This is a genomic window from Mycobacterium sp. 852013-51886_SCH5428379, from assembly GCF_001665575.1.
Taxonomy (GTDB): Bacteria; Actinomycetota; Actinomycetes; order Mycobacteriales; family Mycobacteriaceae; genus Mycobacterium.
The window spans coordinates 1-24450 of sequence record NZ_LZSU01000040.1 but is presented as its reverse complement, the minus strand read 5'-3'; the positions used below and the strand labels follow the sequence as shown (position 1 = coordinate 24450).

22 protein-coding genes are annotated in these 24450 nt (G+C 69.8%); 9 read left to right on the top strand and 13 right to left on the bottom strand.

Translation table 11 applies throughout. The features are described 5' to 3' along the window. The first annotated feature begins 116 nt into the window (after nt 1–116). Nucleotides 117–3410: an MMPL family transporter gene (locus tag A5757_RS17225; protein ID WP_066836298.1), complete on the top strand. Its 3294-nt coding sequence runs from the start codon at nt 117–119 to the stop codon at nt 3408–3410. 28 nt (nt 3411–3438) lie between these two features. Here the strand turns inward: A5757_RS17225 and A5757_RS17220 are convergent, their stop codons facing one another. Next, nucleotides 3439–4584, bottom strand: coding sequence for an AI-2E family transporter (locus A5757_RS17220; protein WP_066836297.1), 1146 nt, complete (start codon nt 4582–4584; stop codon nt 3439–3441). A gap of 37 nt (nt 4585–4621) precedes the next feature. Here A5757_RS17220 and A5757_RS17215 point away from each other — a divergent pair, with 37 nt between their 5' ends. The 3 genes from A5757_RS17215 to A5757_RS17205 are packed head-to-tail and all read left to right on the top strand — an operon-like array spanning nt 4622 to nt 7336. Further along, nucleotides 4622–5698 carry a YbhN family protein gene (locus tag A5757_RS17215; RefSeq protein ID WP_066836296.1) on the top strand — a complete coding sequence of 359 codons (1077 nt, stop codon included), beginning with the start codon at nt 4622–4624 and terminating at the stop codon, nt 5696–5698. Beyond that, the gene (locus A5757_RS17210; protein WP_231984035.1) at nt 5695–6966 is read left to right on the top strand and encodes a M23 family metallopeptidase; all 1272 of its coding nucleotides are present in this window, start codon (nt 5695–5697) and stop codon (nt 6964–6966) included. Before A5757_RS17215 ends, A5757_RS17210 begins: the two co-directional genes overlap by 4 nt. Next, nucleotides 6953–7336 (top strand): DUF3054 domain-containing protein, encoded by a 384-nt coding sequence (locus A5757_RS17205; RefSeq protein WP_066836295.1) that lies wholly within the window; start codon nt 6953–6955, stop codon nt 7334–7336. The genes A5757_RS17210 and A5757_RS17205 overlap by 14 nt, the downstream gene beginning before the upstream one ends. Here A5757_RS17205 and A5757_RS17200 read toward each other — a convergent pair. The 4 genes from A5757_RS17200 to A5757_RS17185 form a co-directional block, all read right to left on the bottom strand. Then, nucleotides 7324–8658: a sensor histidine kinase KdpD gene (locus A5757_RS17200; protein ID WP_066836294.1), complete on the bottom strand. Its 1335-nt coding sequence runs from the start codon at nt 8656–8658 to the stop codon at nt 7324–7326. The two genes, A5757_RS17205 and A5757_RS17200, sit on opposite strands and share 13 nt — an antisense overlap. Before the next feature lie 5 nt (nt 8659–8663). Beyond that, complete coding sequence (locus A5757_RS17195; RefSeq protein ID WP_197497369.1) at nt 8664–9332, bottom strand: response regulator transcription factor; 669 nt, start codon at nt 9330–9332, stop codon at nt 8664–8666. Between the two features lie 65 nt (nt 9333–9397). Beyond that, a complete protein-coding gene (locus A5757_RS17190) occupies nt 9398–9778 on the bottom strand; it encodes a heme-binding protein (protein ID WP_066836292.1) in 381 nt (126 codons plus the stop codon). Between the two features lie 131 nt (nt 9779–9909). Further along, nucleotides 9910–10368: a hemophore gene (locus tag A5757_RS17185; RefSeq protein ID WP_066836364.1), complete on the bottom strand. Its 459-nt coding sequence runs from the start codon at nt 10366–10368 to the stop codon at nt 9910–9912. A gap of 225 nt (nt 10369–10593) precedes the next feature. Between A5757_RS17185 and A5757_RS17180 the strand changes: the two genes are divergently transcribed. The 3 genes from A5757_RS17180 to A5757_RS17170 are packed head-to-tail and all read left to right on the top strand — an operon-like array spanning nt 10594 to nt 14532. Continuing rightward, nucleotides 10594–13539 (top strand): MMPL family transporter, encoded by a 2946-nt coding sequence (locus A5757_RS17180; protein ID WP_066836290.1) that lies wholly within the window; start codon nt 10594–10596, stop codon nt 13537–13539. Further along, a complete protein-coding gene (locus A5757_RS17175; RefSeq protein WP_156618486.1) occupies nt 13536–14057 on the top strand; it encodes an XRE family transcriptional regulator in 522 nt (173 codons plus the stop codon). The genes A5757_RS17180 and A5757_RS17175 overlap by 4 nt, the downstream gene beginning before the upstream one ends. A gap of 46 nt (nt 14058–14103) precedes the next feature. After that, nucleotides 14104–14532 carry a CoA-binding protein gene (locus A5757_RS17170; protein ID WP_066836288.1) on the top strand — a complete coding sequence of 143 codons (429 nt, stop codon included), beginning with the start codon at nt 14104–14106 and terminating at the stop codon, nt 14530–14532. An 11-nt stretch (nt 14533–14543) separates the two neighbouring features. On the opposite strand, the gene A5757_RS17165 is transcribed toward A5757_RS17170, so the two are convergent. Together A5757_RS17165 and A5757_RS17160 are read right to left on the bottom strand one after the other, a co-directional pair. Then, a complete protein-coding gene (locus A5757_RS17165; protein ID WP_066836286.1) occupies nt 14544–15233 on the bottom strand; it encodes a hypothetical protein in 690 nt (229 codons plus the stop codon). After that, entirely contained in the window at nt 15230–15829 is a 600-nt protein-coding gene (locus tag A5757_RS17160) for a hypothetical protein (protein ID WP_066836285.1), read from the bottom strand. The genes A5757_RS17165 and A5757_RS17160 overlap by 4 nt, the downstream gene beginning before the upstream one ends. Nucleotides 15830–15869: 40 nt before the next feature. Between A5757_RS17160 and A5757_RS17155 the strand changes: the two genes are divergently transcribed. Beyond that, nucleotides 15870–17864: a M13 family metallopeptidase gene (locus A5757_RS17155; RefSeq protein WP_066836360.1), complete on the top strand. Its 1995-nt coding sequence runs from the start codon at nt 15870–15872 to the stop codon at nt 17862–17864. Between the two features lie 37 nt (nt 17865–17901). After that, complete coding sequence (locus tag A5757_RS17150) at nt 17902–19341, top strand: GntP family permease (protein ID WP_066836284.1); 1440 nt, start codon at nt 17902–17904, stop codon at nt 19339–19341. Between the two features lies 1 nt (nt 19342). Here A5757_RS17150 and A5757_RS17145 read toward each other — a convergent pair whose 3' ends face one another. The 6 genes from A5757_RS17145 to A5757_RS17120 are packed head-to-tail and all read right to left on the bottom strand — an operon-like array spanning nt 19343 to nt 24389. Then, a complete protein-coding gene (locus tag A5757_RS17145; protein ID WP_231984034.1) occupies nt 19343–19774 on the bottom strand; it encodes a hypothetical protein in 432 nt (143 codons plus the stop codon). Next, nucleotides 19771–21015 (bottom strand): DUF58 domain-containing protein, encoded by a 1245-nt coding sequence (locus A5757_RS17140; RefSeq protein ID WP_066836283.1) that lies wholly within the window; start codon nt 21013–21015, stop codon nt 19771–19773. The genes A5757_RS17145 and A5757_RS17140 overlap by 4 nt, the downstream gene beginning before the upstream one ends. Continuing rightward, the gene (locus A5757_RS17135; protein ID WP_066836281.1) at nt 21012–21977 is read right to left on the bottom strand and encodes a MoxR family ATPase; all 966 of its coding nucleotides are present in this window, start codon (nt 21975–21977) and stop codon (nt 21012–21014) included. Before A5757_RS17135 ends, A5757_RS17140 begins: the two co-directional genes overlap by 4 nt. Next, nucleotides 21974–22459, bottom strand: a complete 486-nt coding sequence (locus A5757_RS17130) for a hypothetical protein (RefSeq protein ID WP_066836280.1) — start codon at nt 22457–22459, stop codon at nt 21974–21976. Before A5757_RS17130 ends, A5757_RS17135 begins: the two co-directional genes overlap by 4 nt. Continuing rightward, complete coding sequence (locus tag A5757_RS17125) at nt 22456–23403, bottom strand: DUF4129 domain-containing protein (RefSeq protein WP_369815966.1); 948 nt, start codon at nt 23401–23403, stop codon at nt 22456–22458. The genes A5757_RS17130 and A5757_RS17125 overlap by 4 nt, the downstream gene beginning before the upstream one ends. 53 nt (nt 23404–23456) lie before the next feature. Continuing rightward, the gene (locus A5757_RS17120; protein WP_066836277.1) at nt 23457–24389 is read right to left on the bottom strand and encodes a L,D-transpeptidase; all 933 of its coding nucleotides are present in this window, start codon (nt 24387–24389) and stop codon (nt 23457–23459) included. Nucleotides 24390–24450: the final 61 nt, after the last annotated feature.

Sequence of the window (24450 nt, the reverse complement as noted above, 5' to 3'; positions counted from 1 at the left end):
GTGTTCCGGGAACCCTTGCCGCGGATATATGGCCGCTGTCGGTGCTGCTGACCTCGCGTGTGTGAAAACAAAAAAGACCACAGCGCGGTCGTCGAAGAATTTAGTGAGGAGCTTGAGTGTTCGCCTGGTGGGGTCGAATCGTGTACCGATTCCGGTACATCGTCATCGCTGTCATGGTGGCTCTCTGTCTCGGTGGCGGTGTGTACGGGATCAGCCTGGGCCAGCACGTCACCCAGAGCGGCTTCTACGACGAGGGCAGCCAGTCGGTGCACGCCTCCGTGGTGGCCGACGAAGCCTATGGACGTGACCGGACCAGCCACGTCGTCGCGATCCTGACACCGCCCGACGGTAAGAAGGTCGACGATCCGCAGTGGATGGAGAAGGTCACCGGCGAGCTCGACGCGCTGGTCGCCGACAACCCGGACCAGGTCGAAGCCTGGGTCGGCTGGCTGAAGGCCCCGACCACAACGCTCGAGACCGTCCAGCAGATGAAGACCTCCGACCTGTCGAAGACCTTCGTCAGCATCCCGCTCAAGGGCGACGACGACGACTCGATCTTGAAGAACTACCAGGTCGTCGAACCCCAGCTGAAGGCGATCAACGACGGCGACATCCAACTCGCCGGCCTGAACCCGCTCGCCAGCGAGCTCACCGGAACCATCGGCGAGGACCAGAAGCGTGCCGAGGTCGCCGCCATCCCGCTGGTCTGCGTGGTGTTGTTCTTCGTGTTCGGCGGCGTCATCGCCGCGGCGCTGCCCGGTCTGATCGGCGGCCTGACCATCGCGGGCGCGTTGGGCATCATGCGGTTGTTCGCCGAGTTCATGCCCGTGCACTTCTTCGCCCAGCCGGTGGTGACGCTGATGGGCCTCGGCATCGCCGTCGACTACGGCCTGTTCATGGTGAGCCGATTCCGCGAGGAACTCGCCGAGGGCTACGACACCGAGGCCGCCGTCCGGCGCACGGTGATGACGTCGGGCCGGACCATCATGTTCTCCGCGGTGATCCTGGTGGCCTCGTCGGTGCCGCTGTTGCTGTTCCCGCAGGGCTTCCTGAAGTCCATCACCTACGCGATCATCGCCTCCGTCATGCTCGCGGCGATCCTGTCGGTCACCGTGCTGGCCGCCGCGCTGGCCATCCTCGGACCGCGCGTCGACGCCCTCGGCGTCCGCACGCTCGTCAAATTCGCTCTCCCGGACCCGATCCACTCCGATCCGGCCGTGCAGAAGACCAACACCTTCGCGATCGCCTCGATCCCGCTCGGGCTGCTGGTGCCGCCTGCGGGTATCGCGCTCGGCCACATCGCCCGCAAGCGGATCAAGCAGAGCGGCGAACAGGGCGCCCAGCTGGCGCTGATCGGCCTGGTCATCGGCTACACGGCGCTCTACGGAGCGATGACGTGGGGCGTCATCGCGATGAAGGACGCCGACGTCATCGGCAGCGCCGTCTACTGGATGCTGCTCGGCATCATCGCGTTCCTGGCCATCGTCACCTTCGGCCTGGCGCTCGCGCGCTACGTGCCGCTGGCGCGCCGGCCCATCGTGTGGTGGCTGAACTGGCTCAGCGACAAGACGCAGAAGACCAAGACCCGCGCCGAGGTCGAGCGCGGCTTCTGGGGCAAACTCGTCACCCGCGTGATGAAGCGGCCCGGCGCCTTCGCCGCCCCGATCATCATCGTGATGATCCTGCTGGTCATCCCGCTCGGCCAGCTGGCGCTCGGCGGCATCAGCGAGAAGTACCTGCCGCCGGACAACGCCGTGCGCATCGCGCAGGAGGACTTCGACAAGACGTTCCCCGGCTTCCGCACCGAACCGCTGACGCTGGTCATCGAGAACACCGACGGTCAGCCCGTCACCGATCAGCAGGTCGCGGAGATCCGCAACGAGGCGCTGACGATCCCCGGGTTCATCGAACCCGACGGCGATCCGTCGAAGATGTGGCAGCCGCGTGGCGGTGAATCCACCGACCCGTCGGTGCGGGTGATCCAGAACGGCCTCATCGACCGCAACGATGCGTCGCAGAAGATCGAGGAGCTGCGCGAACTGGCGCCGCCGCGGGGCCTGACGATCTCGGTCGGCGGCACCCCCGCGCTGGAACAGGACTCGATCCACAGTCTGTTCGACAAGCTGCCGCTGATGGTGACGATCCTGATCGTCACGACGACGATCCTGATGTTCCTGGCGTTCGGCTCGATCGTGCTGCCGATCAAGGCGGCGCTGATGAGCGCCCTGACGTTGGGCTCGACGATGGGCATCCTGACGTGGATGTTCGTCGACGGGCACGGCTCCGGGCTGATGAACTACACCCCGCAGCCGCTGATGGCCCCGATGATCGGCCTGATCATCGCGGTGATCTGGGGGTTGTCGACCGACTACGAGGTGTTCCTGGTCTCCCGCATGGTCGAGGCGCGGGAGCGCGGGATGTCGACCGCCGAGGCGATCCGCATCGGTACGGCCACCACCGGCCGGCTGATCACCGGCGCCGCGCTGGTGCTGGCGGTCGTGGCGGGCGCGTTCGTGTTCTCCGACCTGGTGATGATGAAGTACCTGGCGTTCGGCCTGCTCATCGCGCTGCTGCTGGACGCGACGATCATCCGGATGTTCCTCGTGCCCGCGATCATGAAGATGCTGGGCGACGACTGCTGGTGGGCGCCGCGCTGGATGAAGCGCATCCAGGAACGCCTCGGGCTCGGCGAGACCGAACTGCCCGACGAGCGCAGGCGTCCGGTGGTGCACGATCCGAGCGACGATATGGCGCTGGTCGGGGCCGGCGCGCCGGTGCCGCCGCGGCCGTCGGTCGGACATCGTCCGCCGCACGATCCCACGCATCCGGTTCCCGAGGGACGGGTCGGCCCGACTCGTATCCCGCCGGGCCCGCCGCGCGTCAGCGGTCCGTCGGTGGCGGGTACCACCCGGCTTCCGGCCGGTCGTCCCCCGGCTCCCGAACCGCCGACCACCCGGCTGTCGATGGCCAAGAACGCGGTGCGCGGGGCGGTCAACGCGACCACGCAGCGCACCCCGCAACCGCAGGCGCCGCAGCGCGAGGAGCGCGAGATCGAGTCCTGGCTCGGCGAACTGCGCGGCGGGGCGAACGGTCCGGGCGGACCCGGCGGTCAGCCGCCGCGGCCGCAGCCGTCGGCCGAGCCCACCCAGGCGATGCGGCCCGGCGGACGCGGCGGGGATCCCAACGAGGGCAACGAGCCGACGACGGCGATCCCGGTGCAGCGGCCCGCGCAGCCGCAGTCGCAGCCGGATTCCGGTGAGGCCACGACCAAGCTCCCGGTGCCCGAGAATCCCAAGTCGCCGTCGGACGCCGATTCCACGGAGAAGATCGACCTCACCGAGGAGGCGCAGAAACGGCGCGGCGGCGGGGTCAGCGCACAGGATCTGCTGCGACGCGAGGGCCGGATCTAGCAGACGCTCGAGCTGATCGAGTGTGCAACTAGTCGACCTTCTCCTCGACATCGTCGGGTTCGGCGCTGATCGCGGGGCCGTCCTCGGCCTTCAACTCGGCGGCCTCGGCCTGCGGGTCGGGGGCGGTGAGCACACGGATCGCGCTGTTGAGGAACGCCACCAGCGGGACCGCGAGCAGCGCGCCGATGATGCCCGCCGTCACGCCGCCGCCGGCGATGGCCAGCACGACGGCCAGCGGGTGGATGGAGACAGCCCGGCCCATCACCAGCGGTTGCAGCACATGGCCTTCGAGCTGCTGCACCGCCAGGATCAGGCCGAGGGTGATCAGCGCGTACACCAGACCCTTCGTCAGCAGCGCGACGATCACGGCGAGGAAGCCGGTGACGACGGCGCCGACCAGCGGGATGAACGCGCCCATGAACACCAGCGAGGCCAGGGGCAACGCCAGCGGTACCCCCATGATCGCCAGGCCGGTGCCGATGCCGATGGCGTCGACGAGCGCCACCAGGAACGTCGCGCGGACGTAGCCGATCAATGAGTGGAAACCGGCCCGGCCGGCGTCGCGTACCCGACGGCGGGCTGGTGCGGGGAAGATCCTGGTCACGAATTCGAAGATGTTGCGGCCACCGTGCAGCAGGAAGATCAGGGTGAACAGCACGAGCAGTGCGCCGGTGACGATCTCGGTGATCGTGCCCGCGGTCGACAGCGCCCCGCTGGTCACCCGCTCCTGGTTGTCCTGCAGCGCCTGGATCGCGGAGTTGCCCGCGTTGTCGATCTGATCGCGGCTCAGTCCGAGCGGGCCGTCGATCAGCCAGCGCCGAAGCCCGTCGATGCTTCGGGTCACCTGTTCGACCAGCGCGGGGGTGCCCTCGACGAACTGGCTGACCACGAACGTCAACAGGCCGCCGACGATCGCCAGGCCGCTGAGCAGGATCAGTGCGACCGCCCCACTGCGCGGTGCGCCCCTGCGGTCGAGGAAATCGACCGCGGGCATCAGCAGCGCGGCCAACAGCGTCGCCAGCGCGACCGGCACCACGATGATCTCGAGCTGCAGCACCAACCACAGCACCGCGAACACCGCCCCGAAGATCACCAACAGCCGCCACGCCCACGCGGCGGCCTGCCGGACGAATGGAGTCACCGAGAGATCGTCCGCGGACAGGCCTGCTGGCATGCGGGGTACTGTAGCCGCCCCCCGTTACCCTGTAGCCGTGTCTCACGACGCGCCTGCCGGCGACACCCAGTCGGCGGGGACCGATCCCGCGGGATCCGCCCGGGGGAAGTACTGGTGGGTGCGGTGGGCGGTCATCGCGCTCGCGGTCATTGTGCTCACCGTCGAGGCGGTCCTGGTGTGGGATCAGCTCGCCAAGGCGTGGCAGAGCCTGCTGTCGGCGAACTGGTGGTGGGTGCTCGCGGCGGTCGTCGCCTCGCTGCTGTCGATGCACAGCTTCGCCCAGATCCAGCGCACGCTGCTGCGCTCGGCCGGCGTCGAGGTCCGGCAGTGGCGATCGGAGGCCGCGTTCTACGCGGGGAACGCGCTGAGCACGACGATGCCGGGCGGACCGGTGCTCTCCGCGACGTTCCTGTACCGCCAGCAGCGGCTGTGGGGTGCGACGCCGGTGGTGGCGTCCTGGCAGCTGGTGATGTCCGGGGTGCTGCAGGGTGTCGGTCTGGCGCTGCTCGGTCTGGGCGGTGCATTCCTGCTCGGCGCCAGCAAGAACCCGCTGTCGCTGGTGTTCACCCTCGGTGGTTTCGCGGCGCTGCTGGTGCTAGCCCAGGCGGTGGCGTCGCGGCCGGAGCTGATCGACGGTATCGGGGTCAAGCTGCTGACCTGGTTCAACTCACTGCGCGGCAAGCCGGCGGGCACGGGGGTGGCGAAGTGGCGCGAACTGCTCACCCAGCTGGAGTCGGTGCAGCTCGGTAGACGCGATCTCGGGGCGGCGTTCAGCTGGTCGATGTTCAACTGGGTCGCCGACGTGGCCTGCCTGGCGTTCGCCTGTTACGCCGCCGGCGGGCATCCTTCGCTGGCCGGGCTGACGGTGGCCTACGCCGCGGCCCGCGCGGTGGGGACCATCCCGCTGATGCCCGGTGGTCTGCTCGTGGTCGAGGCGGTGCTGGTGCCGGGCCTGGTGTCCAGCGGGATGACGCTCGCGGGCGCCATCTCCGCAATGCTCATCTACCGCCTCGTCAGCTGGATCTTCCTGGCCGCGATCGGCTGGGTGGTGTTCTTCTTCATGTTTCGCACCGAACCCGACATCGATCCCGATCTGGAAGAGGAACGCCCATGATCCGCAAGAGCCGTTGCGCGACAACCCTTTTCGCGGCAATGGTGCTGCTCGCGGGATGTGCACAGTCGGCGGAACCGCCCAAGGAGACCGGCGGGCCGGCATCGGCTGCCCCGCCGTCGCCCGAGGCGGGAGCGGAGCCGCACACCTCGACCTCTCCCCCGGTGTTCACCCCGCTGCTCGCCGAGGTGCTGTCCGAACCCGTCGCGGTGCCCGGGACCGACGGCCGGGACCATCTGGCCTACGAGCTGCGGCTGACCAACGTGCTGGCCCAGGACGTCACGATCACCTCGCTGGAGGTGCTCGCCGCCGAACGCGTGCTGCTCACGCTGACCGGCGACCAGATCGGCTACTGGACGCGGGTGATCGGCACGCCGGTGCCCACCACGAGGATCGGGCCCGGGCAGACGGCCCTGACGTGGCTCGACGTCGCCATCGACCGTCCGGCCGAGGGTGGGCCGGCCGCGCCGCCGCGCGATCTCGTCCACCGGATCGGCATCTCGGTGGCCGCGCCCAGCCCGCCGCTGGTCCCGGCGACGATGACCGAGACGGTCGCGCCGGTGACCGTGCAGACCCGCGAACCCGCCGTCATCGCACCGCCGCTGCGCGGAGGCGGCTGGCTCGACGGCAACAGCTGCTGCGACATGACTGCCCACCGCATGGCCGCCAACCCGCTCGACGGCAAGCTCTGGGCCGCCGAACGATTCGCCATCGACTACGTCCAACTCGGCCCCGACGGCAGGCTCTTCGCCGGCGACCGCGCGAAGACCGAGAGCTATCCCTACTTCGGCGCCGACATCTACGCGGTCGCCGACGGCCCGGTTGTCGCCGTCGTGGACAACCTGCCCGAACAGGTGCCCGGCCGCAGCCCGACCGGCCTGCCGGTCGACCAGTACGGCGGCAACCACATCGTCCAGGACATCGGCGACGGCAACTTCGCGTTCTACGGCCACCTCAAGACCGGCAGCATCACCGTCCGACCCGGCGATCGGCTCAGCACCGGGCAGGTGATCGGCGCACTGGGCAACTCCGGCAACACCGATGCGCCGCATCTGCACTTCCACGTGATGAGCACGCCCGACCCGCTGAAGTCCGACGGGCTGCCGTTCGTGATCGACTCCTTCTCGCTCGACAACCGGCTGGCCTCGAACGACGCGCTGGACCCGCTGTTGGCCGGTGAGCCCGCGGCGATGCAACCGGACTTCGCGCCGCGAGCCGAGACCGACGTCAGTCCCCTCGTCCTGGATGTGATGACCTATGCCGCACCCTGACCGCCGCACCGCGCTCCTCGCGCTGCTCGCCGACGCCGTGTGCGTCGTGGTGTTCTGCACGATCGGCAGGCGCAGCCACGCCGAGGGCCTGAGCGTGGCGGGGGTGGCCGAGACGGCGTGGCCTTTCCTGGCCGGCTCGGGTGTCGGCTGGCTGGTGGCCCGGGCCTGGCAGCGGCCGCTGTCGCCGGCGCCGACGGGGGTGCTGATCTGGGTGTGCACCGTGGCGGTGGGGATGGTGCTGCGCAAGCTGACCGGCCAGGGCGTCGCGGTGAGCTTCGTGATCGTCGCGTCGCTGGTGACGGCGGTCCTGCTACTCGGATGGCGCGGCGCTGTGTTGGCGGTGCGCCGCCGCGGGGTTCAACGCGGCTGAGTGTCGCTGTCGCGCGGGGACGTCGAGATGGTCAACGTCGCCCGCAGGCCGCCGAGCGGCCCGTCGGACAGTTTGATGTCACCGCCGTGCAGCTTGGCCTGCTGGGCGACCAGCGCCAGCCCGAGTCCGGAACCGCCCGGTGTGGCGGTGCTGCCGCGGCGGAACCGGCCGAGGACGGTCGTGTGCTCCTCGGCGGGCAGTCCGCGGCCGTTGTCGTCGACCGCGATGGTCAGCACGCCGTCGCCGCGATGGGCGTGCAGGACGACGCGGGTGGCGTCTCCGTGGGTCAAGGCGTTGCGCAGCAGGTTGTCCACGGCGAGCCGCAGACCGCCGGGCCAGCCCCAGACCGCGCCGATGTCGTCGTCGGTCTGCACGACGATCTCCGCGCCGGAGCGGGCGTTCTCCCGGGCCACCCGGTCCAGGAGATCGGTGACGTCGATCAGCTCGCGGTCCTCGGCCTGCGCCAGTTGACCCGACGCGAGCTGCCCGAGCGCGGTGATGATCGCCTCGACGCGGCGCTGCGCCCGCGACAGGTCGGCCACCACCTCGGCGCGTTCGTCGGCGGGTAGGTCGTGGATGCGCAGGGTGTCCAGATCGGCGCGCATGGCGGTCAACGGGGTGCGCAGTTCGTGGGTCGCGTTCGCGGCGAAGTCCTGCGCGGCCTGCAACGAGTTGGTGGTCGCCTGCTGAGCGGCGGCGAGCCGGTGCAGCATCGCCGACATGGCGTCGGAGAGCTCCTCGGCCTCGCGCACGCCCCGCACACCGGGCATCGAGTCGCTGCCCTCCCCCAGGGCCGACGTCTGTTCGGTGAGTTTGCGCAGCGGCCGGATCGCCGGACCGGCCAGCAGCCAGCCCAGCCCACCGGCGATCAGCACCGTCACCACCCCGACCGTCGCGTACTGGGGGATGCGACGGCTGCTGAGCAGCAGGCTGTCGGCCCGGATGCCGATGGACATCAGGACCCCGCCGCCCTGATCGACGGGAAGTGTGCGGACGCGGTACTCCACGCCGTTGACCTCGACGGTCTCCGTGCCGGGCGGCAGCGTGGGCAACTGGAAGCCGCGCTGGAAGACGACCTCACCGGTGGAGCGGGACCGACCGGTCGTCAACACGCCGCGGCGCGGATCCTGCAGTTGTTCGGGGAACATACTGGCGTCGACGATCGCGTCGAGCCTGCGGTCGATCTGGGCGGCGTCGTTGTTGGCCAACACCAGCGAGGTGAGGATCGTGAACGCCGCCACCACCGCCGACGCCGCCGCCGCGGACGCCACCGCGACACGGGTGCGCAGCGAGGCAGAACGGATGAAGCGCGGAACCCACACGGCCGCTAGGGCTCGTCGCGCAGTACGTAACCGATCCCGCGGACGGTGTGGATGACGCGCGGCAGACCGTCGCGCTCCAGTTTGCGGCGCAGATAGGAGATGAACACGTCGGCCACGTTGGTGTCGACGTCGAAGTCGTACCCCCACACCAATTCGAGCAGCCGCTGCCGGGACAGCACCACCCCGTGGTTCTCGGCCAGCACCGTCAGCAGGTCGAACTCGCGTTTGGTGAGGTCCACCCGCTCACCGTCGACGAACACCAACCGGCGCGCGGTGTCGATCGTCAGCGCGCCGACGGTGATCGTGTCCGACGGCCGATCCGACGGGTTGGCCCGGCGCAGCAGCGCATGCAACCGGGCCACCAGCTCGCCGAGATCGAAGGGTTTGGTCAGGTAATCGTCCGCGCCGGCCTCGAGGCCGGCGATGCGGTCGTTGACGGTGTCGCGCGCCGACAACACACAGATGGGGATGTCGTTGCCGAGGGCGCGCAGCGCCGTCACGACCGCCACGCCGTCCAATTCGGGCATCTGCACATCGAGGACGAGCGCGTCGTGCGAGTCGGCGGACAGCAGGCGTAGCGCCTCCTTGCCGTTCGCCGCCACCCGCACGTCGAAACCCGAATGGCGCAGACCCCTGGCCACGGACGTGCGAACGTCCGGGTCGTCGTCGACCATCAGCACCGTACGGCCGGCGGCGTCGTGCTCTCCGTGCTCAGCCGGTGCCAGCGGTCCACTCCGCACTAGTCGATGTCGTCCGGGGACATCGCGGTGCCGCAGCGGTTCTTCAGGTCGACCAGCGGCTGCCGGATGCCGGTCAGCTCGGCCTTCACCTGCGGGTTGGCGTTGAGGTAGTCCTCGACCTGCGGGCGGATCTGGTCGCGCGGCTGACCCTCGAGGCTGGTGAAGAAATCGTTCACCCACGGGTGGGTGAACAGGTAGGCGGACGTGGACGCGGACACGCCGGACGCGACGCCCGCAAGGTCTGCGGCGGTGCAGTTCGGCGGCAGGGGCGCGGGCTGTGCCGATGCCGCGGGCATCGCGCCGAACAGCATCGCGCCGGCGGCCGCGCCAGCCCCGAGCACACCAGCGACCGCACGGGCGGTACGGGCAGGAAGCAACATGGACGAGCTCCTTCACATTCACCGTGGAAGTCGTAACCCGGCAGGTTACAGCGAACAGCTAATCAGATGTCAGCAGCAGTTTCTCGCCTTGTCGTCAAACACGTTGTCAATCCGACCTGACGAACGGCCCTCTAGCGGTACGGGCCGGGCAGCGGCCCCCGGTTCGGCAGAGTCGCCGATACCGGGGCCGGGACCGCGGCGGCCGGCATGCCTGCGCCCGCGCCCTGCTGCTGCGCGGCCTGCATCAGGCTGAGCACCTGCGGGAGGGTGATCGGCAACCGGCAGCGGCCCGACAGGCTGGTCAGCGGCTGCTGCAATTTCTGCAGATCCTTGGCGACCTGCGGGTTGGCGTCGAGGTAGGCCTTCAGCGTGGCCAGCGACTGCGGGCCCTCCTGCTGGGAGATCGCCGTCAGCGCGGCATCGGTCTCGGGGTTGGCCTCGAGGTAGATCCCGGTGTTGGTGCCGACCGAACCCACGGTCCTGGCCACCTGGCTGGCGGCGCACGGATCCGGTGCGGCGGCGGCCTGCGGGAGGCTCAGAACGGCGGCGGCGGTGGCACCCACTGTGGCGTACAGGCTGCGGCGCAGCATGCTGGTCTTCACGGCACTCCTTACGGTTCCCGGACGCCATCCTGCCACCGTGTGCGGACCGGGCCAACCGCACCAGCAGTGGATCACAGCAGGTTGGAGCGCCGGTCACAGCTTGGCGGCGGCCCGACGACGAGCCCGGTAGCCTACAGGACCCTGCGGTACGCTTCGGCAAAGAAACGCCGGACGGGCCGGGGAGACCTGACAGGAGTTGTCATCCAGCAGTTCATGATGCGCTTGAGCAGCAACCTGCGCAGATTCCGCTGGGCGGTCTTCGGCGTCTGGGCGATGCTGCTGCTGCCGTCGATCTACCTCGCGCTGAGCCAGTCGGGCAATTTGACCGGCGGCGGATTCGAGGTCGAGGGTTCGCAGTCGCTGCACGTGCAGTACGAACTCGAGGACCACTTCCCCGATCAGGGGGCCTCCCCGCTGGCGCTCGTCGCCGCCCCGCGGGCCGACGCGTCCTACGACGATATGAACGCCGCTGTAGCGGAGCTGGACCGCATCGCCGGTGAGGTACCCAGCGTCACCATCACGCCGAATCCGCAGCAGCCGCCCCCGCAACCGGACCGCCCGTACGTCGTCACACTGTCGTTGGACTTCGACAACACCGGCGCCACGGACGTCGCCAAGGAGCTGCGCACCAAGATCGGCGTCGACGGCGAGGACCCGGGCGAGTTCCGCGACGGCAAGGTCAAGTTCTACGTCATCGGTCAGGGCGCGCTCGGCGCCGCGGCGTCGTCGGCCATCAAGACCGACATCGCCCAGGCCGAACAGTGGAACCTGCCGATCGTGCTGCTGGTGCTGCTCGCGGTGTTCGGTTCGCTGGCCGCGGCGGCGATGCCGCTACTGCTCGGCGTGTGCACGGTCGCGGTGACGATGGGCGTGGTCTACCTACTGTCGACGGTGACCACGATGTCGGTGTTCGTGGCGTCCACGGTGTCGATGTTCGGGATCGCCGTGGCCGTGGACTACTCGCTGTTCATCCTCATGCGGTTCCGGGAGGAACTGCGGGCCGGTCGCGATCCGCAGCAGGCCGCCGACGCCGCGATGGGGACCTCGGGTCTGGCGGTGCTGCTGTCGGGGATGACCGTCATTGCCTCGGTCACCGGCATCTATCTGATCAACACCCCGGTGCTGACGTCGATGGCCACCGGCGCGATCCTCGCGGTCGCCGTCGCGGTCCTCACCTCGACGACGCTGACCCCGGCGGTGCTCGCCACGTTCGGCCGGGCGGCGGCCAAACGCTCCTCGTACCTGCACTGGTCGCGCCGGCCGGACACCACCCAGTCGCGGTTCTGGACCCGCTGGACCGGGTGGGTGATGCGGCGTCCGTGGATATCGGCGCTGGCGGCGACGGCGGTGCTGCTCGCGATGGCGGCGCCCGCGTTCGCGATGGTGCTCGGCAACAGCATGCAGCGGCAGTTCGAGCCGACCCACGAGATCCGCGGCGGCGTCAATGCCGCCTCGGAGGCGCTCGGTCCCGGGGCGCTCGGACCGGTCCGCGTGCTGGTGACCTTCCCCGACGGGAACGCCGCGTCGGCGGCGGCGAAGGAACCGACACTGCAGGCCGTGCGCGCGGAGATGGAGAAGGCGCCCAACGTGGTGACGGTGTCCCCGGCGACGTTCGGCGACGACTACCGCACCGCGCTGCTGTCGGCGGTGCTGTCGGTGGACCCCGAGGACATGGGCGCGCGCGAGACCGTGGACTGGTTGCGCGCCAACCTGCCCGCCACGGCGGGTCCCAACGTCTCGATCGACGTCGGCGGCCCCACCGCGCTGATCAAGGACTTCGACGATCGGGTGTCGGTGACGCAGCCGCTGGTGTTCGGCTTCGTCGCGCTGATCGCGTTCCTGATGCTGCTGGTGTCGATCCGGTCGGTGCTGCTCGCACTCAAGGGCGTGCTGATGACGGTGCTGTCGGTGGCCGCCGCGTACGGCAGCCTGGTGGTCGTCTTCCAGTGGGGCTGGCTCGAACCGCTGGGCTTCGAACGGCTGCCGTCGCTGGACAGCACGATCCCGCCGCTGGTGCTGGCGATGACGTTCGGCCTGTCGATGGACTACGAGATCTTCCTGCTGACCCGCATCCGGGAGCGGTTCCTGCAGACCAACAACACCCGCGATGCGGTGGCTTACGGCGTGAGCACCAGCGCGCGCACCATCACCAGCGCCGCACTGATCATGATCGCGGTGTTCATCGGCTTTGCATTCGCCGGGATGCCGCTGGTCGCGCAGCTCGGTGTCGCGTGCGCGGTGGCGATCGCCGTGGACGCGACCATCGTGCGGCTGGTGCTGGTCCCCGCGTTGATGGCGATGTTCGATCAGTGGAACTGGTGGCTGCCGCGCTGGTTGGACCGGATCCTGCCGTCGGTGGACTTCGAGAAGCCGCTGCCGAAGGTGCAGATCGACGATCTGGTCATCATCCCCGACGACATCTCCGCCCTCGGTCCGTCCGGCGCGGACCTGCGCGGCATGGTCAAATCGGCCGCGCGGATGAAGAACCTGGCGCCGAAGACCATCACGGTGGCTGATCCGCTCGCATTCAGCGGCTGCCAGCCGATCAAGCAGCGCGTCGTCGCGCGCAACGGCGGCGATCAGACCGTGCGATTGCGCACGGCCACCGGTTACCGGCGGCTCGGCCGTAACGGCATCAGCGGTCGCGAGGGCGGCGCGACGGTGCGCACCACGCTGCCGGTGCATCCGGTGACGATGTGGCGCGGCCGGCTCTCGGTCGCCCTCGACGCGCTGGAGACGCAGGCCGGGCGGGAGAACCTGCCGGTCGAGCGGCGCGGTCCGGTGGAGACGACGAACGTGCAGTTGCCGACCGGTGACCGGTTGCAGGTCCCGACGGGTGCGGAGACGCTGCGCATGAAGGGCTTCCTCATCATGTGCCGCAACAGCAGCCGTGACTACGCCGAATTCGCGGACCTGGCCGAAGCGATGGAGACTCACACCGCAGCGGTCGTGTTGTCCGGTATGGACCGGTACTACTGTGGGCAACACCTGATGAGGAAACAGTGGGTGGCCACCCAACTGGTGCGCCGCCTGGCCGACCCGCAGCCGTCCGACGAGTTCGACCTACTGACCTCAGACCCCGAAGCGGAGGCGGAGTGGGCGACGGTCCGGCAGCGCTGCCTGGCGGTGGCCGTCGCGATGCTGGAGGAGGCGAGGTGACAACCGAGGGGTTGCTGACGAGCGACGCGTCTTCCGCGCCCACCCGCCCGGTGCCCGCCGCGGTGCGTCCGGTCACGATCGACGACCGGCCGGTCGAGTTCTGGTCGACCGCTGCGATCCGCACCGCGCTCGAGTCCGACGATCTCACCGTGTGGCAGCGGATCGTCACGGCGATCAAACGCGACCCTTACGGCCGCACCGCCCGCCAGGTCGAAGAAGTGCTCGACAAGGCGGCACCGCCCGGAGTCTCGAAGGCGCTGGCCGAGGTCCTGGTCCGCGCCCGCGAACACCTCGATGCGTCCGAACGCGCCGAGGTGGGCAGGCACGTACAGGTGCTGCTCGACCGCTCCGGCCTCGGCGCGCCGGAGTTCGCATCACGGATCGGGGTGCCGGAGGACGAGTTCGCCGAATTCCTCGACGGGCACACCTCCCCGCCGGCATCGCTGATGCTGCGGATGCGCCGGCTGTCCGATCGCTTCGCCAAGATGCGCGCGCAACGGTCCGATCGCCCCCACTGACGCCTTCCCGCGCATCGTCGGCCCGGTTACCGGGAATGCTGGACCCATGACCGAATCAGCCGCCTGGACCGAACCCGACCACGACGAGTTGCGGCGCATCCTGCGGGAGACCCGCACGGTCGCCGTGGTGGGGGCGTCGGCCAATCCGACGCGCCCCAGCTACGGCGTCTGGGAGTACCTCCGGGACGCCAGCCACTACGAGCTGTATCTGGTGAATCCGACCGTCGGCGAGATCGCCGGCCACAAGGTCTACCCGACGCTGGCCGACCTGCCCGTCAAGCCCGACATGGTCGACGTGTTCCGGCGCAGCAGCGAACTACCCGGAGTCCTCAAGGAGGCCGTCGACGTCGGCGCGAAGACGCTGTGGCTGCAGCAGGGACTGTGGGACGAGCAGGTCGCCGCGGACGGGACGGCCGCCGGTCTGCAGGTGGTGATGGACCGCTGCCTGAAGGTCGACTACGCCCGCCTGCTCTAGCGATTTCGGCGTCAGCGGGAGTGCAGCGGTGTGACGTCCTCGACCAGCCAGCGGCCGTCGATCTTGGACAGCGTCACCCGCAGGGCCAGCACCGCGTTGTCCACCGGCTGACCCGGCACACTCTGCGTGCCCCGCAGCACCACGGCCACGCTGGCCGCCGCGGGGCCGAGCGCCTCCACACCGGCCGACGCCGTACGGGCCTGCGCCGAGACGTTCCTGCTGGTGAGGTCCTCGGCGACGGCGGCGAACTCCTGTTTGAAGGATTCGGCGCGGTCGGGCACCATCTGCTGGGCGGCGCGGTCGATCGAGGCCGTCGGGTTCTGCGGGGTGAACGTGGCCGTCGCCTCGGAGACGCTGCTGGCGATGCGCACCACCTCGGCGCTGTCGGCGGTGAAGGTGCGGTCGGGCACCGTCCACCGCAGATACCCGACCACCACCGCGGCGACCAGCGCGGCGGTCGCGACGCCGACGACCGCCAGCCGCAGACCCGGGCCGTCGTCGTCGGTCCCGACGGTGACGCCATCGCGCCGCGCCAGCACCACGTTGACGATCACGCCCTGCACGATCAGCAGGCACAGCACCGAGCACACCGACACCCACCACAGCGGCCAGGCCAGCACCACCCCGATGAACACCAGCGCGGCGATCGCCGCGGCCGGGGCCAGCGTGTCGAACGCCAGCACCCGCAGGCGATTCCTCATCGAATCGACTCCAGGCTGGAGATCATGAGCTTGCCGTCGACGTCGGACACGCCGAGCCGCAGATTCCACCGCACCGTCTGCGGCTGATCCGCGCCGGCGTTCTCGGTGACCGAAGTGGCGACCACCAGCACGGTGTCGGTGCGCGACGCGAACGCCGACACCTGGGGATCGGGCGGCGCCGGCAGCGCGGGCCCGCCGTCCGGGCTGCCCGCCGGATGGTGCAGCCCCTCCACCGACACCGAATCGATCTGTCCGGTGGTGCGGGTCTGCAGCCGCTCGACGAGCTGCCGGTAGGGCTGCACCGCCGAGTCGAAATCGGCGTTGAGGTCGCCGACGGTCTGCTCCTGCAGTCGCAGCAGGCTCGCGGCGACGTCGTCCTTGTTCATGTTGATCAGCACCGAGGCCCAGTCCGCGGCGGCCTGCAGGACGCGGGTCTGGTACGCGCGCTCGTCGGTCTCGGCCCGGTGGCCGGTCCAGATCAGCCCGGCCAGAACGACGGCCGCGACGGCCAGCACACCCAGTACCGCGGACGCCACCCCGAAGCTGCTGAACACCCGCTCGCCGCCGGTCTGCTCCTCGGGGAGCTCGTCAGACATGGCCGTGAGGCTACCGGCCGCATTCTGGAAGAATGTCGGGGTGACGGTAGAAGCAATCAAGTCGGGCATCGACCTGACGCACGTCGACCCCCAAGCCCGCCCCCAGGACGACCTCTTCGGCCACGTCAACGGACGCTGGCTCACCGACTATGAGATGCCCGCCGACCGGGCCACCGACGGCGCGTTCCGGACCCTGTACGACCGGGCCGAGGAGCAGATCCGCGAGATCATCACCGAATGCGCCGAGAAGGGTGCCCAGAAGGGGACCGACGAACAGCGCATCGGCGACCTCTACGCCAGCTTCCTCGACGAGCAGACGGTCGCACGTCTCGGCGTCGCGCCGCTGCTCGACGAACTGGAGTCGGTCGACGGCGCCGACACCCCCGACGCACTGGCCGCAGTGCTGGGCGCCCTCCAGCGCACCGGTGTCGGCGGCGGCACCGGCGTCTACGTCGACACCGATTCGAAGGATTCGACGCGCTATCTGGTGCATCTGAGCCAGTCCGGGATCGGGCTGCCCGACGAGTCGTACTTCCGCGACGAGCAGCACGCCGAGATCCTGGCCGCCTATCCGCGCCACATCGCGGCGATGTTCGCGCTGGTGTACGGCGGGGACGCCGACGACCACGCCGACACCGCCGAGCGCATCGTCGCGCTGGAGCGGACGCTGGCCGCCGCGCACTGGGACGTCGTCAAGCGCCGCGACGCCGATCTGACCTACAACCTGGTGCGATTCGCCGATCTGCCGACCCAGGCGCCCGGCTTCGACTGGGCCGGCTGGGTGGGCGCGCTCGGCGCCACCGAGGACAAGGTCGCCGAGCTGGTGGTGCGTCAGCCCGACTATCTGACGGCGTTCGCCGCTGAATGGTCCGGTGTGGGCGGCTTCTCACTCGAGGACTGGAAGGCCTGGGTGCGCTGGCGCCTGATCAAGGCGCGCGCGTTCCTGCTGACCGACGAGCTGGTCGCCGGGGACTTCGCGTTCTACGGCCGGCTGCTATCGGGCACCGAGCAGATCCGGGATCGCTGGAAGCGCGGCGTCAGCGTGGTGGAGAGCCTGATGGGCGATGCACTCGGCAAGCTCTACGTCGAGCGGCACTTCCCACCGAACGCCAAGGCCCGCATGGACGAGCTGGTGGCCAACCTGCGTGAGGCCTACCGCGTCAGCATCAACTCGCTGGAGTGGATGACCCCCGAGACGCGGGAGAAGGCGCTGGCCAAACTCGACAAGTTCACCCCGAAGATCGGCTATCCGGCGCGGTGGAAGGACTATTCGGAGCTGGTCATCGAACGCGACGACCTCTACGGCAACTACCGGCGCGGCTACCAGCTGGCCAGCGACCGCGAGCTGGCCAAGCTCGGCGGCCCGGTTGACCGCGACGAGTGGTTCATGACGCCGCAGACCGTCAACGCCTACTACAACCCCGGGATGAACGAGATCGTCTTCCCCGCGGCGATTCTGCAGCCGCCGTTCTTCGACGCCGACGCCGACGACGCCGCCAACTACGGCGGGATCGGGGCGGTGATCGGTCACGAGATCGGCCACGGTTTCGACGATCAGGGCGCGAAGTACGACGGGGACGGCAACCTCGTCGACTGGTGGACCGACGCCGACCGCACCGAGTTCGGCGCCCGCACCAAGGCGTTGATCGAGCAGTACGAGGAGTACACGCCGCGCGAACTCGAAAACGGCCATCATGTGAACGGCGCATTCACCGTCGGCGAGAACATCGGCGACCTGGGCGGGCTGTCCATCGCGTTGCTGGCGTACGAGCTGTCGCTCAAGGGCGAAGAGGCTCCGGTCATTGACGGGCTCACCGGCGTGCAACGGGTGTATTTCGGCTGGGCGCAGGTGTGGCGGACGAAATCCCGTACCGCCGAAGCGATCCGGCGCCTGGCCACCGATCCGCACTCTCCGCCGGAGTTCCGCTGCAACGGGGTGATCCGCAACCTCGACTCGTTCTACGAGGCGTTCGACGTCCACGAATCGGATGCGCTCTACCTCGAACCCGACCGGCGGGTGCGCATCTGGAACTAGGCTGCGGGGAGATCCCAGACCAACGGTCGGAGGCCGCATGGAAGCGATCGAACCTGCCTATGGCGCGACGACGCTGCTGCTGATCGCCGCGGCCGCCGTCGCCGTCCTGCTGTTCCTCATCATCAAGGTCAAGCTGCACGCGTTCGTGGCGCTGGTCCTGGTGAGCGTACTGACGGCGCTGGCGGCCGGCTTCCCGGTCGGCGACGTCCCGGATGCCCTGATGTTCGGCTTCGCCGACACCCTCGGGTCCGTGGCGCTGCTGGTCGGGTTCGGCGTGATGATCGGGCGGCTGCTGGAGATCACCGGCGGCGCGCAGGTGCTCGCCGACACGCTGATCAACCGGTTCGGTGAGAAACGCGCCCCGTTCGCACTGGGTGTGGCGGCGCTGCTGTTCGGCTTCCCGATCTTCTTCGACGCCGGTCTGGTGGTGTTCCTACCGATCATCTTCACCGTCGCGCGGCGGTTCGGCGGATCGCTGCTGCTGTACGCGTTCCCCGCGGCAGGTGCGTTCGCGGCCATGCACGCGCTGGTGCCGCCGCACCCCGGTCCGGTGGCCGCGGCGGGCGCCCTGGACGCGAACATCGGCCTCACGCTGCTCGTCGGCGCACCGGTCGCAATCCTGTCCTGGTACGTGGGCTCGTATCTGGTGTCGAAGGTGCTGGGCCGGCGGTTCCACGTCGACATCCCGGAGGCGATCTTCGGCGAGGTCAACGGGGGCCGGGATCCCGACACCGTGGCCGGCACCGACACCGACACCGCCGGGCCGGGCGGCACCCGGACCGGCACCCGCACCGCACCGGCCTTCGCCACCGTCCTGGGGATCCTGCTGCTGCCGTTCGTCCTGATCTCCTTCGACACCGTGATCAGCACGCTGGCCGCTGCCGGGGTGGTCGCGGAGGACGCCACCTGGGCCCCCTATCTGATGCTGCTCGGCAACACCACCGTGGCGCTGCTGATCACCGTCCTCGTGGCCATCGCGGTGCTCGGTACGCGCGGCCGGTCGATGGCCGACGTCCGCGACATCCTCGACCATTCGCTCGGGCCGATCTGCTCGATCATCCTGATCACCGGCGCCGGCGGCATGTTCGGCGGCGTGCTCGAACTCAGCGGCATCGGCGACGCGCTCAGCAGTTCGCTGTCCAATCTGGGGATCTCGCTGATCCTGCAGGCGTTCATCATCGCCACGCTGTTGCGCGTCGCGCAGGGGTCGGCGACGGTGGCGATCACCACGACGGCCGGACTGCTCAGCGCGGCCGCCGCAACAGCGAACCTCAGCGATCTGCGGCTGGCGCTGCTGGTGATCGCGATCGCCGCAGGCGCGACGGTCCTCTCGCATGTCAACGATTCGGGGTTCTGGTTGGTCAGCCGGTTCTTCAACATGGACGTGAAGACGACCCTCAAGACGTGGACGGTCATGGAGACCACGCTGGGACTGACGGCGTTCGTGATCGCGCTGGCCCTGTGGCTGGTGACGTGAGTCAGACCGCTCTCAGATAGGGCCGCAGCGCGATCAGGTAGCCGCCGAACAGTGCCAGCGGTGCGGCCAGCGGCAGCCACGGCAGCTGCACCGGGATCGCCGCCACCACGGTGGCCAACGCCCCGAACCCCGCGGCGGCCAGCACGCTGGGCGGCGTCACGCTGTATTCCCCGTGCCGCAGCAGGAGATACGCCGCGGCGGCCAGCCCGGCCAGCGCGGTGAACATGGGCGCCGGGCCGGACACCGCGATGGTCACCACCGCGCACAGCACGGCCAGGGTGGCGGCTGGACGGAACCGGATACCGGCGAGGACCGCGACCGCCGATGCGGCGACGGGCAGCAGTTCGACACCGACCGCCTGACCGGCCGACGCGGCGACCATCAGCAGTCCGCAGATCGTCGCCGATACCGGGGTGCCACCGAAGCGCGTCACCGCCGCACCTGCATCCGGCCCCGGCGGTCGGGCAGCACCGCCATCGCCTGGTCGAGCGTGACATCCGACGGCCACGCCACCACGTCGACACCGACGGTGCCCATATCGCGATACATGAACGACCGCTGCAGCGCCCACATCCGGTCGACGAGCGGATCGCGGTCGCCGGACAGCGGGCTGCCCTCGAGCACGTCGACGGCGATCACGGTGTGTCCGCGTTTACGGAGCTCGATCAGCGCCAGTGCGAACTCCGTCTCCAGCATGGTGGAGAACGCGACGACGACAGCGCCGGGCGGTACTGCCGCACGCGGTGCGAGTGTGCCTGTGCCGGTGTCGAATTCGTCTGATGCGTCGAGCAGGGTGTCGAGGATCCGGTAGAACTGGCGCTGCCCGATGTCGGCGGCCAGCCAGCGGGTGCGCCGGCTGCCGAGGGTGACGATGCCGGAGCGGTCGCCGTAGCGCAGCGCGCTCTGCACCACCTGGACGGCGCCGCGGGCGATGCGTTCGGTCGCCTCGGTGGCGGGCCCGGGCGGTTGGGCGTAGGTGTCGGCGAGCACGACGACGTCGGCGGAGCGGTCGGTGAGCCGGCGCGTCACGTGCAGGGTGCGTCGCCGCGCGCTGACCGGCCAGTTGACCGTGCGCAGCTGATCGCCCGGCACATAGGGCCGGATGTCGGCGTATTCGACGCCGGGCCCGTGGTGGCGGGTCAGATGGGTGCCCAGCCGGTCCAGCAGTTCGGTGCGCGCGAGTGCGACCGACTGCGGGGGCGCCAGCGGGAACACCGCGACGTAGGCGGCGTCGACGGATCCGGTGCCGGTGAGCAGCCCGCCGCGCCCGGGCACCCGCACGTGCGCCCGGATCGGATAGCGGCCCCACCGCGCGGCGCGGGCGACCAGCGTCTGCGTCGCCCCGGTTTCGAGATCCATCCCGGCGACCGTGTCGCAGTACAGATCGACCGGCGCGCCGTCGGACGCGCTCGCCCAGACGGTCATGTGCAAGGACTCGCCCTCGAAACAGCGCTGCAGCCGCGTGCCTGCATGCACGCGCACCGTCGGCACCGGCCGTTGCCAGCCCAGCGAGCACAGCACCCCGAGCAGCGGGGCGGCGAAGGCGACGAGGTCCCAGCGGTCCACGACCAGCGCCGCCGCCAGCGCCACTCCCGCGCATGTCGCCAGCGTCGTCGTCAACACCGAAGGCCGCCAACGCAATTCGACGTCAGAATCGAACGCCTCCGCGGTCACGGCGCAGCGCCGGTCCGGGGCACGGGCAGCCGTCGCAGCAACTCCTCGATGACATCGGCGCCCTGCACCCGCCGCACCCACATCTCGGGTCGCAGGCTGATGCGGTGCGCCATCACGGGTACGGCGAGGGCTTTGACATCCTCGGGAATGACGTAGTCGCGACCGGCCAGCAGCGCGTGGGCACGGGCGAGCTGCACGAGGTCGAGTTCGGCGCGGGGGCTGGCCCCGACGGCGACCTGCGGATGCTGACGGGATGTCGCGGCCAGTGCCACCACGTAGCTCAGCACGTCGTCATGCACGGTCACCTGCTCGACGGACTCCTGCATGGCCACCAGCCCCCCGGCGTCGACCACCTGGCTCACCACCGGCGGAGCCGATCCGCGCTCCAGCCGGCGACGCAGCATCGTCAACTCTTCGGGCTGCGAGAGGTGACGCAGCTCGAGCCGGATCGCGAACCGGTCGAGCTGTGCCTCCGGCAGCGGATAGGTGCCCTCGTACTCGATGGGGTTGTCGGTGGCCAGCACGATGAACGGCGCGGGCAGTCGGTGGGTGATGCCGTCGATGCTGACCTGGCCCTCTGCCATCGCCTCGAGCAGTGCGGCCTGCGTCTTGGGTGGGGTGCGGTTGATCTCGTCGGCGAGCAGGAGATGGGTGAAGACGGGACCCTGCCGGAACTGGAACCGGCCGGACTGCATGTCGTAGATCGTCGAGCCGAGCAGATCGGCGGGCAGCAGGTCGGGGGTGAACTGCACCCGGGTGAACTGCAGGCCCAGCGCGGCGGCGAACGACCGCGCGATCAGCGTCTTCCCCAGCCCGGGCAGGTCCTCGATGAGCACGTTGCCGCGGGCCAGCACGGTGGTCAGGATCAGCGACAACGCCCGCCGTTTACCCACCACGACCGAGCCGATCTCGTCGAGCACCGCTTCGCACTGGGCGGTGGTGGTCGTCAGGGGCAGGCTCATACGCGCTCCAATCGCTGCAGGATCTCGTCGAGCGCAGCGCGGCCCGGCCCGGGTTCCCGGCCGCCGGTGCGCGACACATTCTCCGGGTCGACCCACTGCCACAGCTGCGCACCGAACAGCATGCGGCCGGTGGCCTCGAACGCCTCGACGTTCCGGCTCCTGCGCTGACCCGTCGCGAGTTCGAATTGGCGGGCCAGCATCGGCCGCAGCCGGCGGTCCCAATCCGCGCGGGTCGCCTCGGACCACGAGATCATGGTCTCGGTCCGCACCGCCCAGCGCTGCAGCGCAGCGGCACGTTCGTCGGCCTCCGACGCCGGCGGCGCCGACATCCGGTCCGGACGCAGGGACCAGCGCACCGCCACCAGACCGCCGACGAGCGCGACGCCCGACACCACCAGCACGTCGTCGCGGTCGAGGCGGACGACCGCGTAGAGCTCGGCCAGCACCAGCAGCGCGACGGCGGCCGCGATCGGGCGGGTCACGGGGCGACCTCGAGTTCTGTCAGGACATCGCGCAGCACCCGCTCGGCGGCGTCGCGGTGTTCCTCGGCCATGATGTGCGGGCTGAAGCGGGCCTCTTCGAACAGGTCGACGAGTTCGGTCGCGCTGTCGGCGTGCAGCAGCCGGCGCTGCACGGCGCGGGCCAGCACCTCCGACGGGGTGTCCGAGTCCAGCGGCATCGCCCCCGGCGACTTCTCCAGTTCGCGTTCCATGGCCGCGTAGCAGGCGATGATCGCTTCCCGCGGATCCCGGCTCAGATCAGCGATCTCCGCCAGTCCGCGCTCGGCCGCGCGCGCCAGCGACTGCGATCCGGTCACCGGCGCCGGGACGTCGGCCGGTTCGGGGAGCGGCGGCGGGTCCGCCGGTCGACGCCTGCCGATCACGGTCGCGACCGCTGACAGCACGATCAACGCGACGGTGGCGGCGGCCAGGATCCCGAAAACGCCTACTCCCCCACCGGATTCGCTGCGTGGCTCCTCGGGCGCCGCCGCCTCGGCACCCGCAGGCAGCATCGGGGACGGCTCGGTCCCGGACTGCGTCGGTGGTTCCGGCGGGTCGATCCAGCCCCGCAACCGCATGAGGAACAGCACCGTGGCCAGCCAGAGGATGGCGACCGCGATCAGGATCGCCACCGTCCGCGGGGACAACCGCGTGCCACGGAGGGGTCCGGTGGAGAGTGCGTCGCCGCTCGCGCCGGCCCGGCGGGCGGGGTGTCGGGCCTGCCGCAGGATCGCCAGGGCGATGATCGCCAGTGCCAACACGATCATCACTGCGACGGGGATGAGGGAGGCCGCGCCCGCGGGCTCGGGTTCGCGGTCGGTCGGGGTGGCGCCGGGCAGGTAGCCGCGCAGTGCGACGGCGGCCAGCACGACCAGCACGATCACCGCGACCGTGCGTGCCGTCGCCTTGTCGTCGTCGCCTGACACTGCGCCCATCCTGACACGCAGCCGGAAGAGGCTGGTGCCGAACGGGAATCAGGTCAGAACATCTGCCAGTCGGATGCGCCGTCGGGCTGGGTGTACATGCCGCCGTCGGTGTTCTTGATGACCACGGCGTCACCGCTGCCGAAGTTGTCGAAGAACCACTGCGCGTTGGCCGCGCTGAGGTTGATACAGCCGTGGCTGACGTTGCTGTTGCCTTGCGCGCCCACCGACCACGGGGCGCTGTGCACGAAGATGCCGCTGTTGTCGATGCGCACGGCGTCCTGCACCTTGAGCTTGTAGCCCTCACCGGACGGATCGTCGACCGGCACGCCGTAGGTCGAGGAGTCCATGACGATGTCGGCGAACTTCTCCAGCACGTAGTAGGTGCCGTTCTTGGTGTCGTATCCGGGCTTGCCCATCGACACCGGGAAGGTCTTGATCACCTCGCCGTTGCGGACGACCTCCATCTCCTTGGTGTTGTCGTCGATGGTGGCGACCAGCTGCTCGGGCACCGTGAAACTGGACTTGGTGCCGGAGGCGTCGATGTTGACGACGGTGCCGGCCGGCCAGAAGTCCTGCGGACGCCAGCGCACCTGGGTGTCGCTGATCCAGTAGAACCGGCCGGGTACGGGCGGAGTCGAGGAGATGTGGATGGCGTCCTCGGCGAGTTGCCGGTTGGCGATCGGACGCTGGAAGTTGATGTAGATCGGCTTGGCCGCGCCCACCTTCGAGCCGTTGACCGGGTTGAAGCTCGGCGGCGCGAACACGGGCTCGCCGACGTACGGCGTCGGGTTCTGGCCGGCCGGGGTGCCCTCGGGGATGGGCAGCGGCTGCGCGGTCGGCGCGAACGGATTCGCCGCGGGCATGCCCGGCAGCGCAAAGGGGCTGGCCGGCGGCGGCGGGGCGAGGGGGTTGACGGGCACCGGCGGTGGCGGCGGCTGTCTCTTATACACATCTCCGAGCCCACGAGACACTGAGCGAGCTCGTATGCCGGCTTCGGCTTGAAAAAAAAAAGGGGGGGGGGGGGGGGGGGGGGGGGGGGGGGGGGGG

What these genes read in the sequence shown, in the direction of transcription:
- A5757_RS17220 (WP_066836297.1), bottom strand. Translation starts at nt 4,584, where the DNA reads ATGCCAGCAGGCCTGTCCGCGGACGATCTCTCGGTGACTCCATTCGTC.
- A5757_RS17210 (WP_231984035.1), top strand. Translation starts at nt 5,695, where the DNA reads ATGATCCGCAAGAGCCGTTGCGCGACAACCCTTTTCGCGGCAATGGTG.
- A5757_RS17205 (WP_066836295.1), top strand. Translation starts at nt 6,953, where the DNA reads ATGCCGCACCCTGACCGCCGCACCGCGCTCCTCGCGCTGCTCGCCGAC.
- A5757_RS17195 (WP_197497369.1), bottom strand. Translation starts at nt 9,332, where the DNA reads ATGGTCGACGACGACCCGGACGTTCGCACGTCCGTGGCCAGGGGTCTG.
- A5757_RS17190 (WP_066836292.1), bottom strand. Translation starts at nt 9,778, where the DNA reads ATGTTGCTTCCTGCCCGTACCGCCCGTGCGGTCGCTGGTGTGCTCGGG.
- A5757_RS17185 (WP_066836364.1), bottom strand. Translation starts at nt 10,368, where the DNA reads ATGCTGCGCCGCAGCCTGTACGCCACAGTGGGTGCCACCGCCGCCGCC.
- A5757_RS17180 (WP_066836290.1), top strand. Translation starts at nt 10,594, where the DNA reads ATGATGCGCTTGAGCAGCAACCTGCGCAGATTCCGCTGGGCGGTCTTC.
- A5757_RS17170 (WP_066836288.1), top strand. Translation starts at nt 14,104, where the DNA reads ATGACCGAATCAGCCGCCTGGACCGAACCCGACCACGACGAGTTGCGG.
- A5757_RS17165 (WP_066836286.1), bottom strand. Translation starts at nt 15,233, where the DNA reads ATGAGGAATCGCCTGCGGGTGCTGGCGTTCGACACGCTGGCCCCGGCC.
- A5757_RS17160 (WP_066836285.1), bottom strand. Translation starts at nt 15,829, where the DNA reads ATGTCTGACGAGCTCCCCGAGGAGCAGACCGGCGGCGAGCGGGTGTTC.
- A5757_RS17150 (WP_066836284.1), top strand. Translation starts at nt 17,902, where the DNA reads ATGGAAGCGATCGAACCTGCCTATGGCGCGACGACGCTGCTGCTGATC.
- A5757_RS17135 (WP_066836281.1), bottom strand. Translation starts at nt 21,977, where the DNA reads ATGAGCCTGCCCCTGACGACCACCACCGCCCAGTGCGAAGCGGTGCTC.